This is a genomic window from Amycolatopsis sp. 3B14, assembly GCF_050958625.1.
In the GTDB taxonomy this organism is placed as follows: domain Bacteria; phylum Actinomycetota; class Actinomycetes; order Mycobacteriales; family Pseudonocardiaceae; genus Amycolatopsis_E; species Amycolatopsis_E thermoflava.
Window position 1 is genome coordinate 1 of sequence record NZ_JBHZEN010000101.1, and the last position, 15,396, is coordinate 15,396.

Genomic DNA, 15,396 nt, shown 5'->3' on the forward strand with positions numbered 1-15,396 from the left:
GGCCGAGGCGCTGGGCTGCGCAGGCCTGCGGTGCGAGACCAAGGACGAGGTCGACGACGTCATCCGCCGCGCGATGGAGATCAACGACCGCCCGGTCGTGATCGACTTCGTGGTCGGCAAGGACGCCCAGGTCTGGCCCATGGTTGCGGCCGGGACCGGCAACGACGAGATCATGGCCGCGCGCGGCATCCGCCCGCTGTTCGAGGACGACGAGGTTTCGCAGTGACCAGGCATACGCTGTCCGTGTTGGTGGAGAATGTCCCCGGGGTGCTCGCCAGAGTCGCCGGGTTGTTCTCCCGCCGCGGTTTCAACATCGAGTCCCTCGCCGTCGGGCCCACGGAAAACCCCGAGGTGTCCCGGATGACGATCGTGGTCGCCGTTGAGGAGCTACCGCTCGAACAGGTGACCAAGCAGCTCAACAAGCTGGTCAACGTCATCAAGATCGTGGAGCTCGAGCCCGTCTCGTCGGTGCAGCGCGAACTGCTGCTCGTCAAGGTGCGGGCCGATGCCACCGTGCGCAGCCAGGTCCTCGAGACCGTCCAGCTGTTCCGTGCCAAGGTGGTCGACGTGTCGCCCGAGGCACTCACCATCGAGGCCACCGGCACCGGTGACAAGCTCGGTGCCCTGTTGCGCATGCTGGAGCCGTACGGCGTGCGTGAGATCGTGCAGTCCGGCATGGTCGCGGTCGGCCGGGGTCCCCGGTCGATCACCGCCTCCGCGCCCCGTTGAAGTTTTAGAACCGAAAGGAATCAGTTCCCCTCATGTCAGTCGAAATCTTCTACGACGACGACGCCGATCTCAGCATCATCCAGGGTCGCAAGGTCGCCGTGATCGGTTACGGCAGCCAGGGCCACGCGCACGCGCTGAGCCTGCGCGACTCCGGGGTCGATGTGCGCATCGGTCTTCCGGAGGGGTCGAAGTCGCGCGCGAAGGCCGAGGAGGAGGGCCTGCGGGTGCTCACCCCGGCGGAGGCGTCCGCCGAGGCCGACCTGATCATGATCCTCGCGCCGGACACCAAGCAGCGCTTCATCTACAGCGAGGACATCGAGCCGAACCTGAAGGACGGCGACGCCCTCTTCTTCGGCCACGGCTTCAACATCCGCTACGAGCTGATCAAGCCGCCGGCCAATGTGGACGTGGCGATGGTCGCGCCGAAGGGCCCCGGCCACCTGGTCCGCCGCCAGTTCGTCGACGGCAAGGGCGTGCCCGCCCTGATCGCGGTCGAGCAGGACGCCTCCGGCAACGCGCAGGCGCTCGCGCTGTCCTACGCCGCCGCCATCGGTGGCGCCCGCGCCGGGGTCATCAAGACCACCTTCAAGGAGGAGACCGAGACCGACCTGTTCGGTGAGCAGGCCGTCCTCTGCGGTGGCGCCTCCGCGCTGGTGCAGACCGGGTTCGAGGTGCTGACCGAGGCCGGTTACGCGCCCGAGATCGCCTACTTCGAGGTGCTGCACGAGCTGAAGCTCATCGTCGACCTCATGTACGAGGGTGGCATCGCCCGGATGCGCTACTCGATCTCCGACACCGCCGAGTACGGCGACCTCACCCGCGGCCCGCGTGTCATCACGCCCGCGGTGAAGGAGGAGATGAAGAAGATCCTGGGCGAGATCCAGGACGGCACCTTCGCCCGTGAGTGGGTCGGCGAGGACGAGGCGGGCCGGGCCAACTTCCGCAAGCTGCAGGAAGCCGGCGAGCAGCACCCGATCGAGGAGACCGGGAAGAAGCTGCGCGGCCTGATGTCGTGGGTCGACCGGCCGATCACCGAGACCGCCTGATTTTTCGGTGCGAAGGGACCGCTCCGGGGTGCGCCCCCGGGGCGGTCCCTTTTCGTTCCCGCAGTTACCGTGATCACGTGGACGACAAGGTGCGGGTTCGCGAGGAACTGGATCTCACCGGGGCGCGGTGGCAGGCCACCGAAGGCGAACTGGAGTTCGCGCAGGTCGAGCACGTCGACGGTCTCGTCTACACGGCGCTTCGCAAGGCGACCGACCCGGACGGGCCGGTCCTGGTCTTCACACCGTCCGAATGGGACGCATTCGTGGCCGGCGCGAGGGACGGCGAGTTCCACGACCTCGCCGGGCTGACCGCGGACTGAGCGGCCGCGAGCGGTTCCGGCAGGGTCCCGGCCGCGGTCGCGAAGGCCACGACGGCGGTTGTGACCACCAGCCCGGGATCGGCGCCCTGGTGGAAGACGACGTCCAGCGGGGTGAGTCCGTGCTGGTCCCGAACCCGGCACCGAAGGGGTGCGTGACGCGCGCGTCCGCGGCGTAGCAGCCCGCGCAGGTGGCCGGCGGACTGGTCAGGGCCCGGCGCACGACCGCGCTCGGCGTGTGCCCTCCGGTGCCGGGTGGGTGGCTGCCCCGACCCCGGTGAAGTCCCCGCGGGCGGCGGCCATCCGCAAGCGGTCGTGGGGAGCGAACCACGTTACCGGTGCGGAGCCCGCACTCCGCTTGCGCGTCCGCGATCTTGTTCCCGCCGGGTTGCGCTCCCGTTAACAGGCCCGGTGAGCAGCGCGACTAGACTCGCGGGCGTCGTTTGAGCCCAGCCGCGTCAACGGGAGCCCCATCGTGACCAACCCCAGCAAGCCGGTCGTCCTCATCGCCGAAAAGCTCGCCCCGTCCACGCTGGCCGTGTTCGGCGACGAGGTCGAGGTCCGGCACGTGGACGGCACCGACCGCCCCGCGCTGCTGGAGGCCGTCAAGTCCGCCGACGCGCTGCTGGTCCGCTCCGCCACCAAGGTGGACGCCGAGGTACTGGCCGCCACCACGCGCCTGAAGGTGGTCGCCCGCGCGGGCGTCGGCCTGGACAACGTCGAGGTGCCCGCCGCCACCGCGCGCGGCGTGCTCGTGGTGAACGCCCCGACCTCGAACATCGTCTCGGCCGCCGAGCACGCCGTCGCGCTGCTGCTCGCCGTGGCGCGCCGCGTGCCCGCCGCCGACCAGAGCCTGCAGGGCGGCGCCTGGAAGCGCAGCCAGTTCACCGGTGTCGAGCTGAACGGCAAGACCATCGGTGTCGTCGGCTTCGGCAAGATCGGCCAGCTGTTCGCGCAGCGCCTCGCCGCGTTCGACACCAAGATCGTCGCCTACGACCCGTACGTGCCCGCCGCCCGCGCCGCCCAGCTCGGCGTCGAGATGCTCAGCCTGGACGAGCTGCTCGCGCGGGCCGACATGATCTCGATCCACCTGCCGAAGACCCCGGAGACCAAGGGCCTCATCGACGCCGAGGCGCTGAAGAAGACCAAGCCGGGCGTCATCATCGTCAACGCCGCCCGCGGCGGCCTCGTCGACGAGGACGCGCTGGCCGAGGCCATCCGCAACGGCCACGTCGGCGGTGCCGGCATCGACGTGTTCGTCACCGAGCCGACCACCGAGAGCCCGTTGTTCGGCCTGCCCAACGTCGTCGTCACCCCGCACCTGGGCGCCTCGACCGCCGAGGCGCAGGACCGCGCGGGCACCGACGTCGCCCGGTCGGTGCTGCTCGCGCTGCGCGGCGACTTCGTGCCGGACGCGGTGAACGTCGCCAGCGGTGGCGTGGTGGGCGAGGAGGTCCGCCCGTACCTGCCGCTGACCCAGAAGCTGGGCACCGTGCTGGCCGCGCTGAGCCAGAAGGCGCCGTCGGCGGTCACCGTCGAGGTGCGCGGCGAGCTGTCGTCGGAGGACGTCAGCGTGCTGTCGCTGGCCGCGCTGCGGGGCGTGTTCGCCGGCGTGGTCGAGGACCAGGTCACGTTCGTCAACGCGCCGCGCCTGGCCGAGGAGTTCGGCGTGCGCACCGAGATCGTCACCGAGCCGGAGAGCCCGAACTGGCGCAGCCTGGTCACCGTCCGCGCGGTGCACGACGACGGCACCACGCTGTCGGTCTCGGGTTCGGTCACCGGCAACAACCAGGTGGAGAAGCTGGTGGAGGTCAACGGCCGCCACTTCGACCTGCGCGCCGAGGGCCACATGCTGCTCCTGGAGTACCCGGACCGCCCCGGCATCATGGGCCGCGTCGGCACCCTCCTGGGTGAGGCGTCGATCAACATCGAGGCGGCGCAGATCAGCCAGACCACCGACCGGTCGGACGCGGTGATGATCCTGCGCGTCGACCGCGAGGTGGACTCCCACCTGCTGGAGCCGATCGCCGCGACCGTCGGCGCGCGCACCATCCGCGCCGTCACGTTCGCATAACGCGCACTACCTCCCAAAGTCGGATTACTCCGATGCGCTCTAGGCGCATCGCGGGAGCACCGGCTAAGTTCGCACCCTCGCCTTGATCGGAGTGAGGGTGCGAACAAGCATGAGAAACACGACCCGGCGGTCGCTCGCCGCCGTCTTCGCCGCCGCGCTCGCCGCGACCGGTTTCGCGTCGGGCAGCGCGGCGGCCCAGGACGAGCCGCTGGCGGCGGGCAAACCCGTGGCCAAGGTGTCCGCGGACGGCTTGCAGGGCAAGCTGTCCCCACGGCTGGCGTCGGCCGCGGGCCGGACGACGGCCTTCATCGAGCTGACCCAGCAGCCCGCGGTGGACGCGTTCAACGCCGAGCGCGGCGCGGGCAAGGACCGCGCCAGGCAGGCGGCGAACAACGCGCGGGCCGGGGTCGCCGGGGTGGTGAACTCCGTGCTCGGCCAGCTGCGTTCGCTCGACGCGGGCACCGAGGTGCTCTACTCGACCGCGAACGCCGTGTCCGGTGTCGTCGTGACCGCCGACGCCGCGAAGATCCGCGAACTGGCCGCTCGCCCGGACGTCGCGTCGATCCGCACGGTCGTGCCGAAGACCCGTAGCAACAACAGCGCCGCGCAGCTGACCAACACGCTCAACGCGTGGCAGCAGACCGGCCGCCTCGGCGACGGCATCAAGGTCGGGGTCATCGACGACGGCATCGACTACACCCACGCCGACTTCGGCGGCCCCGGCACGAAGGCGGCCTACGACTCGGTCGACCGGGACGCGCCGACGCCGCTGTTCCCCAACGCCAAGGTGGTCGGCGGCACCGACCTGGTCGGCGACGAGTACGACGCGGGCACCGACGGCGCGGACACCCCGAAGCCGGACCCCAACCCGATCGCCTGCGGTGAGCACGGCACGCACGTCGCCGGCACGGTCGGCGGCTACGGCGTCAACGCCGACGGCAGCACCTTCACCGGCGACTACTCGAAGCTGACCGCCGAGTCGCTGAACGCCATGAAGATCGGCCCGGGCATGGCGCCCAAGGCCTCGCTGTACGCGATCAAGGTGTTCGGCTGCGAGGGCTCCACCGACGTCACGTCGCAGGCGCTGGACTGGGCGCTGGACCCCAACGGCGACGGTGACTTCGACGACCACCTCGACATCGTCAACCTGTCGCTGGGCAGCGACTTCGGCGCGCCCGACGACCCGGACTCGCTGTTCGTGCGCAAGCTGGCCGCGAACAACGTCCTGTCGGTCATCGCCGAGGGCAACGGCGGCGACCTCTACGACGTCGGCGGCTCGCCGGGCAACACCCCCGAGGCGCTGACCGTCGCGTCCAGCCGGGACGTCTCGGTCCTGCGCGACGCGGCGGACGTGACCGCCCCGGCCGGCGTCGCCGGCCCCAAGGGCGGCCAGTACAGCCAGAACTACACCGGCTACGACACCCTGGACCGCACCTCGGCGGTGGCAAAGCTGTCCTCGGCCAACGCCGACGGCTGCGCGCCCTACTCCGACGCCGACAAGGCCGCGGTCGCGGGCAAGTTCGCGTGGCTGGAGTGGGACGACAACGACGCCACCCGCGCCTGCGGTTCGGCTGCTCGCGCCAACAACGCGCAGGCCGCCGGCGCCACCGGTGTGCTGCTGTCGTCCAGCCTGGAGCACTTCGCCGCGGGCATCGCGGGCAACTCGGCCATCCCGATGTTCCAGTTCACCGCGTCGGCGACCAGCCAGATCCGCCCGGCGCTGGACGCGGGCACGCTGACCGTCCGCCTGTACGGGGCAGGCCGCGCCAGCCTGCAGACCTACGACCCGGCGATCGTGGACACCCCGAGCTCGTTCACCTCGCGCGGTGTGCGCGGCCCGGCCGTCAAGCCGGACGTGTCCGCGCCCGGTGACACGATCTCGTCCGCCCTGCGCGGCAGCGGCAACAACCGCACCGTGCTGTCCGGCACGTCGATGGCGACGCCGCTGACCGCCGGCGTCACCGCGCTGCTGCGGCAGGCGCACCCCGACTGGTCCGTCGAGGAGATCAAGGCCCTGGTGATGAACACCGCCGGGCACGACATCGTCGCCGACGGCAAGACCTACGCGCCGCAGCGCGTCGGCGCCGGGCGGCTGGACACGCAGGCCGCGCTGAACGACCAGGTGCTGGCCTACTCGCGGGACGACCGGGGCGCCGTCAGCGTCACCTTCGGCACCGTCGAGGTGGACCGGCCGACGACGATCACCAAGACCATCCAGGTGGTCAACAAGGGCGACAGCTGGGCCCGCTACGCCGTGGCCTACGAGGGCATCACCAACCTGCCCGGCGTGCAGTACGAGCTGTCCGACCGGTCCGTGTCGCTGCCGCCGCGCGGCACCGCGTCGGTCCGCGTCACGCTGCGGATCACCGATCCCACGGCGCTGCGCAAGGTCATCGACCCGACGGTGGCGACCGAGCAGGCCGGGATGGCCCGCCAGTTCGTCGCCGACGCCTCCGGGCGCGTCGTGCTCAGCCCGCCGCCCGGCGGGAGCAAGCCGACGCTGCGCGTGCCGGTCTACGCGGCGCCGAAGCCGGTGTCGTCGATCGACACCCCGAAGTCGCTGAACTTCGCGGCCGACACCGCGCGCTTCACGCTCACCGGCCGCGGCGTCGACCAAGGCACCGGGAGCCAGCGCTACGAGTCGCTGATCAGCGTGCTGGAGCTGCAGGGCGAGTCCCCGCGGCTGCCGGAGTGCCGCGGCAGGGTGACCGACGGCTGCACGATCAACGACACGGCCAAGGGCGGTGACCTGCAGTACGTCGGGGCGGCGTCCACCATCGCGCAGGCGCGGCAGCAGGGCCACGCCGACCAGGCGTTGCTCGCCTTCGGGATCTCGACCTGGGGCAACTGGGCGAACCTGGGCAGCAACACGATCCCGTTCGTCGACATCGACACCACCGGCGACGGCGTGCCCGACTTCGAGTCCTACGTCACGAAGGCGAGCGGCACCGACGTCTGGCTGGTCAACACCGTGGACCTGAACGCCGAGGGCTTCCCCACCGTGGACGTCCAGGCGGTCAACGGCCAGCTCGGTGACGTGGACACCAACGTGTTCGACACCAACGTCGTGCTGCTGCCGGTCAGCATCACGGCGCTGGGCATCGACCCGGCCGCGGCCTCGCACAAGATCAGCTACACCGTCGGCACCACCGGGTACTACGTGGCGCCCAGCAGCGAGAACGGGCTCATCGACGCCATCGGCACGCCGATGACGTTCGACGCGCTCGCGCCGGCCTACTCGGTCGCCGGTGCCAACGGGTCCGCGCTGATGTACTCGGCGAAGCCCGGCACGGCGCTCGACGTCACGCGCAACCCGGCGTCGGCCGACACGGTGCTCGGGCTGCTCGCGCTGAAGCACCACAACGGCAACGGCAACCGGGTGAGCGTGATCCGGGTGAACGGGGGTAGCCGGCCCTGACGACCGGGGCCACTCCGCCGATCGGGTGTCTCACTTCTCGGGAGATTCCGTCATAAGGGTGGTGCCGCTTCGGCTCGTTGGCGACAGCCGGTAACCTGCCGTCGCTGGAGTATGTGGGCAAACGGGTGCGAACGAGCCTCGTGGCCCTGATCGACGGAGGTGTCTGATGCGGCTGGCGGTGATCCCAGGTGATGGGATCGGACCCGAAGTGATCACCGAGGCCCTGAAGGTACTCGGCGAGGTCGCTCCCACGGTGGAGTACACGAACTACGACCTCGGCGCGGCCCGCTGGCACGCCACCGGCGAGCTGCTCCCCGAGTCGGTCCTCGGCGAGCTCCGGCAGCACGACGCCATCCTGCTGGGCGCGGTCGGCGACCCGACCGTGCCCAGCGGGATCCTGGAGCGGGGCCTGTTGCTCCGCCTGCGGTTCGAGCTGGACCACCACGTGAACCTGCGCCCGGCCAAGCTGTACCCGGGTGTGCGCGGCCCGCTGGCCGACAGCAACGCCGAGATCGACATGGTGGTCGTGCGCGAGGGCACCGAGGGCCCGTACGCGGGCAACGGCGGCCTGCTGCGAAAGGACACCGAGCACGAGATCGCCACGGAGGTCAGCGTCAACACCGCGTTCGGCATCCGCCGCGTGGTGTCCGACGCGTTCAAGCGGGCCGAGGAGCGGCCGCGCAAGCACCTCACGCTGGTGCACAAGACCAACGTGCTGCTGCACGCCGGTTCGCTGTGGTCGCGGATCGTCGAGGAGGTGTCGCTCGAGCACCCGGAGGTCACGGTCTCCTACTCGCACGTCGACGCCGCCACGATCCACATGGTCACCGACCCGGGCCGCTTCGACGTGATCGTCACCGACAACCTGTTCGGCGACATCATCACCGACCTGGCTGCCGCCGTGACCGGTGGCATCGGCCTCGCGGCCAGCGGCAACCTGGACATCACGCGCCGCAACCCGAGCATGTTCGAGCCGGTGCACGGCAGCGCGCCGGACATCGCCGGGCAGGGCATCGCCGACCCGACCGCCGCGGTGCTGTCGGTTTCGCTGCTGCTGGACCACCTGGGCCAGCGCGAGGCGGCCCGCCGCATCGAGGCGTCCGTCGCCTTCGACCTGGCGACCCGCGACCAGGCCAACCCGGGCACCACGCAGGCGATCGGTGACCGCCTGGCCGCCCTGGTCTCGTCGAACACGCGACCGGTCGCCTGATCGTTTTCCCGCGCCGTGGAGGCCATCCCCGCTTCGGGGGTGGCCTCCGCCGCATTTTTGCCCTTTCGCGCGCCGGTGTGGCATGATGCGGGCATGGCTTCCTCTTTCGCCGTGATCATTATCGGCAGGCGCGCCGGGTAGTGTCCGCATCGGACACCTGGCGCGCAGACCTCTCGCATCCGCGGGAGGTTTTTTTGTTGCCCGAGAAGCCTTCCACCACGCAAGGAGATGACCGTGACCCGCACGGAGCCAGCCGGACTGCCGCTCGGTGACGACTTCCACCTGTACGACACGACTTTGCGGGACGGCGCCCAGCGCGAGGGCATTTCCTACTCGGTGGCGGACAAGCTCGCCGTCGCGCGTCTGCTGGACGAGCTGGGTGTGGGCTTCATCGAGGGCGGCTGGCCGGGCGCGCTGCCGAAGGACACCGAGTTCTTCGCCCGCGCCGCGGACGGAGAGCTGATCCTCAAGCACGCGGCGCTCGTCGCGTTCGGATCGACGCGCAAGGCGGGCACGACGGCGGCGGAGGACGCCCAGGTGCGGGCGCTGCTCGACTCGCGGGCGCCGGTGGTGACGCTGGTCGCGAAGTCCGACCGCCGCCACATCGAGCGCGCGTTGCGCGTGGACGTCGACGAGGCCTGCGCGATGGTCGCCGACACCGTGTCGTTCCTGGTCGGCGAGGGGCGCCGGGTGTTCCTCGACGCCGAGCACTTCTTCGACGGCTACGCCTTCGACCCGGACACCGCGCTGCGCGTGCTGGAAGCCGGGTTCACCGCAGGCGCCGACGTCGTCGTGCTGTGCGACACCAACGGCGGCCAGCTGCCGCTCGGGATCGCCGAAACCGTGCGGGAAGTCGCGGCCCGCACCGGTTTCCGGCTCGGCATCCACTGCCAGGACGACACTTCCTGCGCCGTCGCCAACAGCATCGCGGCGGTGCAGGCCGGCGCGACGCACGTGCAGTGCACCGCGAACGGGTACGGGGAGCGGGCCGGCAACGCCGACCTGTTCGCCGTGACGGGAAACCTCGTGGCCAAGCTCGGGATGGACGTGCTCCCCACCGGGGGCGCCGCCGAGCTGACCCGCGTCTCCCATGCCCTTGCCGAAATCGCGAACATCGCACCCGACACCCACCAGGCCTACGTCGGGTCGTCGGCCTTCGCCCACAAGGCGGGGCTGCACGCGAGCGCGATCAAGGTGGATCCGTTGCTGTACAACCACATCGATCCATCTTCCGTCGGCAACGACATGCGGGTCCTGGTCACCGAGATGGCCGGCAGGGCCAGCCTGGAGCTCAAGGGACGTGAGCTCGGGGTGGACCTTGCCGGCCGGCCTGAGGCGGTCACCAGCGTGGTGGCGAAGGTGAAGGAGCTGGAGGCCGAGGGCTGGTCGTTCGAGGCCGCCGACGCGTCGCTGGAACTGCTGCTGCGCGAGGAGGTCGACGGCCCGGCCGAGCCGCCGTTCACGCTGGAGTCCTACCGCGTCGTGCTGGACCACCGCGGCGACGGGGAGGTGATCTCCGAGGCGACGGTGAAGGTGCACGTCGCGGGGGAGCGGGTGATCGCGACCGCGGAGGGCAACGGCCCGGTGCACGCGCTGGACGCGGCGCTGCGGAAGGCGCTGTCGCCGTCGCTGTCCTGGTTGGACAGTGTCGAGCTGTCGGACTACAAGGTGCGGATCCTGCCGAGCCACCCGGGCAGCGACGCGGTGACCCGGGTGCTGCTGAAGTCCAGCGACGGCGACCAGGAGTGGACCACGGTCGGCGTGCACGGCAGCATCGTCGAAGCGAGCTGGCTCGCCCTGTGCGACGCCCTGGTGCACAAGAGCATGCGCGGCTAGGACTGTTCGCCACCTCGCGTGGCCGCCCTCGCGGCGGGACTCGCCTCCCTGCGACTGCCGTCCCTGAGCGGCCAGGGTGGGTGCGGTGGAGCCATGGCGGGCGATCCTCGACGGCCTCCCGGACAACGCCCGGGTGGTGCTGCGCTGTCCAACCGGCGACGCGTTCGCCGAGCTGCTGCTGGCCTGCGCCGACCGCAGGCTGGTGGCGGTTCCACTGCGCGCCCGCGTGCCGGATACCGAGGTGGCCAGGGTCGCCGCGGCGGTCGGGGCCTCCGCGGTGGTCGACGGGCCGCCCCGCGCGTCGCGGGTGAGCCTGCTCGACGGCGAGCCCGGTCATCCGGACGCCGCCGGCCTGGCGTTCCTCGTGCACACCCCGGGAGCCGGCCGGTGCGTCATGCTCGGCCGCGACGAGGTGGCAGGCAACGCGGCGCGGACCGCGGCCCTGCACGGCTTCTCGCCGGTCCGCCCGCACGCCACCGCGCTGCCGCTGCACCACGTCACCGCGCTCGTCATGTCGCTGGTCGGCACCCGGCTCACCGACGCGCCCCTGGTGCTGACCGAGAGGTTCGACCCCGTCACGTTCTTCGCGGCGGTCGAGGCGAAGGGTGCGCAGACCGCATCGCTTGTGCCGGCGCAGCTGCGCGAGGTGGTCCGCGCCGGTGTGCACTGGCCGGACTGCCTGGAGTACGTGATCACCTCCGGCGCGCCGCTCTCGCGGGAACTGGCCGCGGACTTCGCCGCCCGGTACGGGCCGCGGTTGCGGCAGGCCTACGGGCTCACCGAGGCCGTCAACCTCAGCACCACCATGCCGATGCTCGACGCCGCCGGGTTCCGGGAACAGTACGTGCGGCACCAGGGCCCGGTCGGGGTGCCGTTGCCGGGCACGGAGCTGCGCCTGGAGGACGGGGAGGTGTGGCTCCGTGCGCCGGAGCTGATGCGCGGGTACTGGGGCGCCCCGGAGGCGAGCCCGGTGACGCCGGACGGCTGGCTGCGCACCGGGGATCGCGGCGACCTGCGTGACGGTTTCCTGGTCCTGCACGGGCGTTCCGCGGAACTGATCGAGCGCGGCGGGCAGCGGCTGCACCCGGCGGACGTCGAGGGGGAGTGGCGGGAGGCCGGGCTGTCCGGGGAGTTCGCCGCGGTGGCGGTGCCGGAACCCGCGCTGGGCCACGAAGTCGCGCTCGTGGGCGCGGTGGCAGGGTTGCGGGGGGTGTGCCGGACCGCGCGGGTGCGGCCCGCGGTGTTCTCGTCTTCCGGGTTCCTGGCCGCGGAGAACGGGCAGCCGCTGCGCGAGGCGATGGCGCGCGGGCTCACCGTGCGGCGGGAGAGCGCGTTGCGGTACGAGGAGCTGCTCGACCACGCCTGCCGTGCGGCGCGGGCGATCCTGGCCTCGCCGGTGCGGCCGGAGTGCGCGCGGGCGCGCCACGTGTACCGCGAGGCACTGGCGTTGACTGCGGCGCATTCCCCGCCGCGGCAGGCACTTCCGGGCACCCGCACCGCCGCGCACGACGCGCTGGACGCCCTCGTCGTGGCCTGGCCGGATCTCGCGGAGGGCGCGCCGTTCGAGGAGTGGCGCTGCGTGCCGGCCGACTGGCCGATGTCGGTGTACGCCGAGTACGCGGCGGAAGTGGTGATCGCGTCGGGGCGCACGCGCGGCAGGGTACTGGACGCGGGACCGGACGATCTGGACAGTGGGCCGGGACCGGAGATGTTCGACACCATCGTGGCCACGAACACCGTGCACCGCGCCGCCGACAAGGAGATGGCGCTGCGGCGCCTGCGCGACATGCTCACCGATGGCGGACGGCTCGTCCTGGCCGAGGGCACGAGCCCGACCGCCGGGGCGACGCCGTGGGCGCTGGACCTGCTCTTCGCCGCCGTCGACGGCTGGTGGGACCGCGGTGGTCTCCGCGGCCGGTGGGAGTGGCTGCGCTTGCTCCGCGACGCCGGGTTCCGTGAACCGGGTTACGCCGCACTGCACGCGGGACACCACGACCTCGGCGGCGTCGTCTGGGCGACCAAGTAGGAAGGGGACGGCCGTGGCCGAACTCGAACTCGTCACGTGGGCCCGCAGCCGGGTCCACAGGGGACACACCGAACTGGACGTGCACCACGGCTCGCGCTCCACGGCGCTGCACGGCGCGCCCGCCGCGAGCGGGGACGCCCTGGTGTCCAACGGTGTCGTGGGCGCGGACCTGTTGCGCCTGCCCGCAGGCGCCGGGTTCGTGCCGCACACGCACCCCGGTCACCACGTGCTGGTGGTGACCGCGGGGATCGGCACGATCACCTACGCGGGGCGGATCCACGAGACCCGCGCCGGACAGGTGTACCTCATCGAAGGCGAGGTGCCGCACGCCGTCGGCGCGATCACCGACCACGTCATTCTGGCCGTGGGCTCGCCGCACCGCGCGATCGACGCCGAGGATCGGATGGCGCCCGTGCCGTACGAGGAGGTCGTCTCGCTCGACGGTGAGCTGTGCTGCCTGATCTGTGACGTCATCACCAGCGCGCCGCGGCGGCCGCACGACGTGGGTTGCCCGCACTGCCCGTGCCACGCGTGCGCCGGTCAGAACACCGGTTCGTCTGCGCCTGCCGGCACGGGGATCTCCAGCTCGACGTAGAACGCGTCGTCCGCGGCCTGTTCCAGCACGCTCACCGCGGTGCGGCAGACCGGGCACCGGGACCTCCGCCAGGATCCGGCGAAGATCCAGCGGCGGCAGCCTTCGCAGTAGCCCCAGCGCAGGGTTTCGTCGTGGCGTCTCAGCATCGGGTCACTCCGGTGCGCAGCCGGGCGAGCTCGGCGTGGTCGGGTTCGTCTTCGAGCCGTTCCAGGTGCTCGAAGACGCGGCGCAGCAGGACGACCGCGCCGTCGGTCTTCACGGGCACGTCCTCGTGGCCCCGCTCGGGGTGGGCGAGCATCGATTGCTGAGCCTCGATCGCCCACCGGTACTCGGGGGTCATCCCGGCGATCCCGTCCGCGACCCGGTCGGCCAGCTCCCGCGACCGGCAGCTCACGGTCCACCACCACCGCAGCCGCCCCGGCGCGACCGGCGTGTGCAGGTGGTGCAGGACGTACCCCTTCTCCCGCTCGCCGCCCAGCCCGCCCGGCCCGACGCGCAGTTCGATCCGCGTCAGGCCGGGGTTGAGCACGTGGTGGGTGTGCTCGCGGTCGACGACGTCGTAGCCGAACCAGTCCCGCATCACGTCGGGCAGCTGCTGGTCCCGGGCGCGGCGCACCGTCTTGACGGTCTCGACGCCGCCGATCGTCCGGCGTTCCAGGCGCATCGCGATCCGCGTGCCGCCGGACAGGCTCCGCACGTGCAGCGGGTAGGAGCGCCGGATGTCGAGCAGGTTCTCCACCAGCAGGCGGCTGCTCGCCGCGACCTCAACCGGCTCGGAGCGGACCGTCGCCCAGCCCGGGATCTCGGGGGTGTCCGGCACGGCGACTCGTTGGGCGCGGCCGGGCGCGCCCGGCCACACCCAGACGAGTCCGTCCTTTTCGGTCACCGGGCGGCGGGGGAGCACGGTCGACGGCGCGGATCCGGGGGAGCACGGCCCCGGCTGGTCGTAGCAGATTCCGTGGTAGGCGCACCGCAGGTCGCCGCCGGACCGGAGCAGCGGGAACCGCTTGTGCCGGCACCGCCCGTCGTAGGCGACGACGTCACCGTCGACGGTCCGCCACAGCACGAGGGGCAGCCCCGCGACGACGGGTGCGTGCAGTCGGCCGCGCACGAAGTCGGGCGAGAACCCGGCGACGTACCAGGCGTTGGTGATCACCGAACCTCCACGTTTCGGTCATCGAAATGAAAGTGCCGTTAATGAGACGCCTGTGGGGTACCCCGTGTCAATGACCACCCGTGTGCCCGGGGGAGGGCGGCTGGTTAGGGTGGGTGGGTGCGTCTAGCTCGAGTTGCTCATGCCGGTGGGGTCGCCTTCGCTTCCGTCGACGGCGACGAGCTCCTGGAAATCGCCGACCACCCCTTCGGACAGCCGAACTACACGGGCAAGCGGTTCTCGCTCGCCGACGTTCGGCTGCTCGCGCCGATCCTCCCGTCGAAGGTGATCGCGATCGGCCGGAACTACGCGGAGCACGCGGCCGAGTTCGGCAACGAGGTGCCGCAGTCGCCGATGATGTTCCTCAAGCCGTCGACCAGCGTGATCGGCCCGAACGCCGCCATCAAGCTGCCCGCCGCGTCGCAGCGGGTGGACTTCGAGGGCGAGCTCGCGGTGGTCATCGGCCAGCCGATCCGCAATGTGAAGGCGGCGCAGGCCCCGGCGGCGATCCTGGGATACACGATCGCCAACGACGTCAGCGCTCGGGACCTCCAGAAGGCCGACGGCCAGTGGGGCCGCGCGAAGGGCTTCGACACGTTCTGCCCGCTCGGACCGTGGATCGAGACCGCCGTGGACGCCTCCGACCTGGCGATCCGCACCGAGGTCGACGGCGAGCTCAAGCAGGACTCGCGGACCTCGCTGCTGATCCACAAGATCCCCGAACTGGTGGAGTTCGTGTCCGGCGTGATGACGCTGCTGCCCGGCGACGTCATCCTCACCGGCACGCCCGCAGGGGTCGGCCAGATCACCGACGGCCAGACGGTGTCCATCACGATCGAGGGCATCGGCACACTGACCAACCCGGTGCAGAACGCGTAGCGCCAGGGCTTTGAACCCAAGGTAGCTGGGTGGTCATCCCGTCGCCTGGAACTGGACGATCACCTTGAGCCAGGGCCGCAACCTCCGCGCCTGCGTGAGTTGACATGCCAACC

12 protein-coding genes and 1 pseudogene are annotated in these 15,396 nt (G+C 71.4%); 11 read left to right on the top strand and 2 right to left on the bottom strand.

Annotation, left to right across the window (positions count from 1 at the left end; all coding sequences use genetic code 11):
• The 10 genes and pseudogenes from ACCP09_RS38400 to ACCP09_RS38445 all read left to right on the top strand — a co-directional run.
• A pseudogene (locus tag ACCP09_RS38400) lies at positions 1 to 226 on the top strand (acetolactate synthase large subunit); the annotation flags it as partial.
• Complete coding sequence (gene ilvN / locus ACCP09_RS38405) at positions 223 to 729, top strand: acetolactate synthase small subunit (protein ID WP_027931908.1); 507 nt, start codon at positions 223 to 225, stop codon at positions 727 to 729. The pseudogene ACCP09_RS38400 and the gene ilvN, both read left to right, overlap by 4 nt.
• A gap of 32 nt (positions 730 to 761) precedes the next feature.
• On the top strand, positions 762 to 1,775 hold the full coding sequence (gene ilvC, locus ACCP09_RS38410) for a ketol-acid reductoisomerase (protein ID WP_017987460.1): 1,014 nt from the start codon (positions 762 to 764) through the stop codon (positions 1,773 to 1,775).
• Positions 1,776 to 1,852: 77 nt separating this feature from the next.
• A complete protein-coding gene (locus ACCP09_RS38415; protein ID WP_027931907.1) occupies positions 1,853 to 2,095 on the top strand; it encodes a DUF397 domain-containing protein in 243 nt (80 codons plus the stop codon).
• Between the two features lie 472 nt (positions 2,096 to 2,567).
• Complete coding sequence (serA, locus tag ACCP09_RS38420) at positions 2,568 to 4,166, top strand: phosphoglycerate dehydrogenase (protein WP_027931906.1); 1,599 nt, start codon at positions 2,568 to 2,570, stop codon at positions 4,164 to 4,166.
• A 109-nt stretch (positions 4,167 to 4,275) separates the two neighbouring features.
• Positions 4,276 to 7,584: a S8 family serine peptidase gene (locus ACCP09_RS38425; RefSeq protein ID WP_433753922.1), complete on the top strand. Its 3,309-nt coding sequence runs from the start codon at positions 4,276 to 4,278 to the stop codon at positions 7,582 to 7,584.
• Between the two features lie 166 nt (positions 7,585 to 7,750).
• Positions 7,751 to 8,794, top strand: a complete 1,044-nt coding sequence (locus tag ACCP09_RS38430; protein ID WP_020421964.1) for a 3-isopropylmalate dehydrogenase — start codon at positions 7,751 to 7,753, stop codon at positions 8,792 to 8,794.
• A 234-nt stretch (positions 8,795 to 9,028) separates the two neighbouring features.
• On the top strand, positions 9,029 to 10,630 hold the full coding sequence (cimA, locus tag ACCP09_RS38435; protein WP_378334463.1) for a citramalate synthase: 1,602 nt from the start codon (positions 9,029 to 9,031) through the stop codon (positions 10,628 to 10,630).
• Between the two features lie 85 nt (positions 10,631 to 10,715).
• Complete coding sequence (locus ACCP09_RS38440) at positions 10,716 to 12,656, top strand: AMP-binding protein (protein ID WP_433753924.1); 1,941 nt, start codon at positions 10,716 to 10,718, stop codon at positions 12,654 to 12,656.
• A gap of 13 nt (positions 12,657 to 12,669) precedes the next feature.
• A complete protein-coding gene (locus ACCP09_RS38445; RefSeq protein ID WP_378334465.1) occupies positions 12,670 to 13,251 on the top strand; it encodes a cupin domain-containing protein in 582 nt (193 codons plus the stop codon).
• Here the strand turns inward: ACCP09_RS38445 and ACCP09_RS38450 are convergent.
• Both ACCP09_RS38450 and ACCP09_RS38455 read right to left on the bottom strand, forming a co-directional pair.
• The gene (locus ACCP09_RS38450; RefSeq protein ID WP_433753926.1) at positions 13,197 to 13,397 is read right to left on the bottom strand and encodes a hypothetical protein; all 201 of its coding nucleotides are present in this window, start codon (positions 13,395 to 13,397) and stop codon (positions 13,197 to 13,199) included. The genes ACCP09_RS38445 and ACCP09_RS38450 overlap by 55 nt on opposite strands.
• Positions 13,391 to 14,407, bottom strand: a complete 1,017-nt coding sequence (locus ACCP09_RS38455; protein WP_433753928.1) for a Rieske 2Fe-2S domain-containing protein — start codon at positions 14,405 to 14,407, stop codon at positions 13,391 to 13,393. The genes ACCP09_RS38450 and ACCP09_RS38455 overlap by 7 nt, the downstream gene beginning before the upstream one ends.
• 117 nt (positions 14,408 to 14,524) lie before the next feature.
• Here ACCP09_RS38455 and ACCP09_RS38460 point away from each other — a divergent pair, with 117 nt between their 5' ends.
• Positions 14,525 to 15,283: a fumarylacetoacetate hydrolase family protein gene (locus ACCP09_RS38460; protein ID WP_017987469.1), complete on the top strand. Its 759-nt coding sequence runs from the start codon at positions 14,525 to 14,527 to the stop codon at positions 15,281 to 15,283.
• Positions 15,284 to 15,396: the final 113 nt, after the last annotated feature.

Excerpts from the sequence above, each read along its gene's own strand:
- ilvC (WP_017987460.1), top strand. The coding sequence starts at position 762 with ATGTCAGTCGAAATCTTCTACGACGACGACGCCGATCTCAGCATCATC.
- ACCP09_RS38425 (WP_433753922.1), top strand. The coding sequence starts at position 4,276 with ATGAGAAACACGACCCGGCGGTCGCTCGCCGCCGTCTTCGCCGCCGCG.
- ACCP09_RS38430 (WP_020421964.1), top strand. The coding sequence starts at position 7,751 with ATGCGGCTGGCGGTGATCCCAGGTGATGGGATCGGACCCGAAGTGATC.
- ACCP09_RS38450 (WP_433753926.1), bottom strand. The coding sequence starts at position 13,397 with ATGCTGAGACGCCACGACGAAACCCTGCGCTGGGGCTACTGCGAAGGC.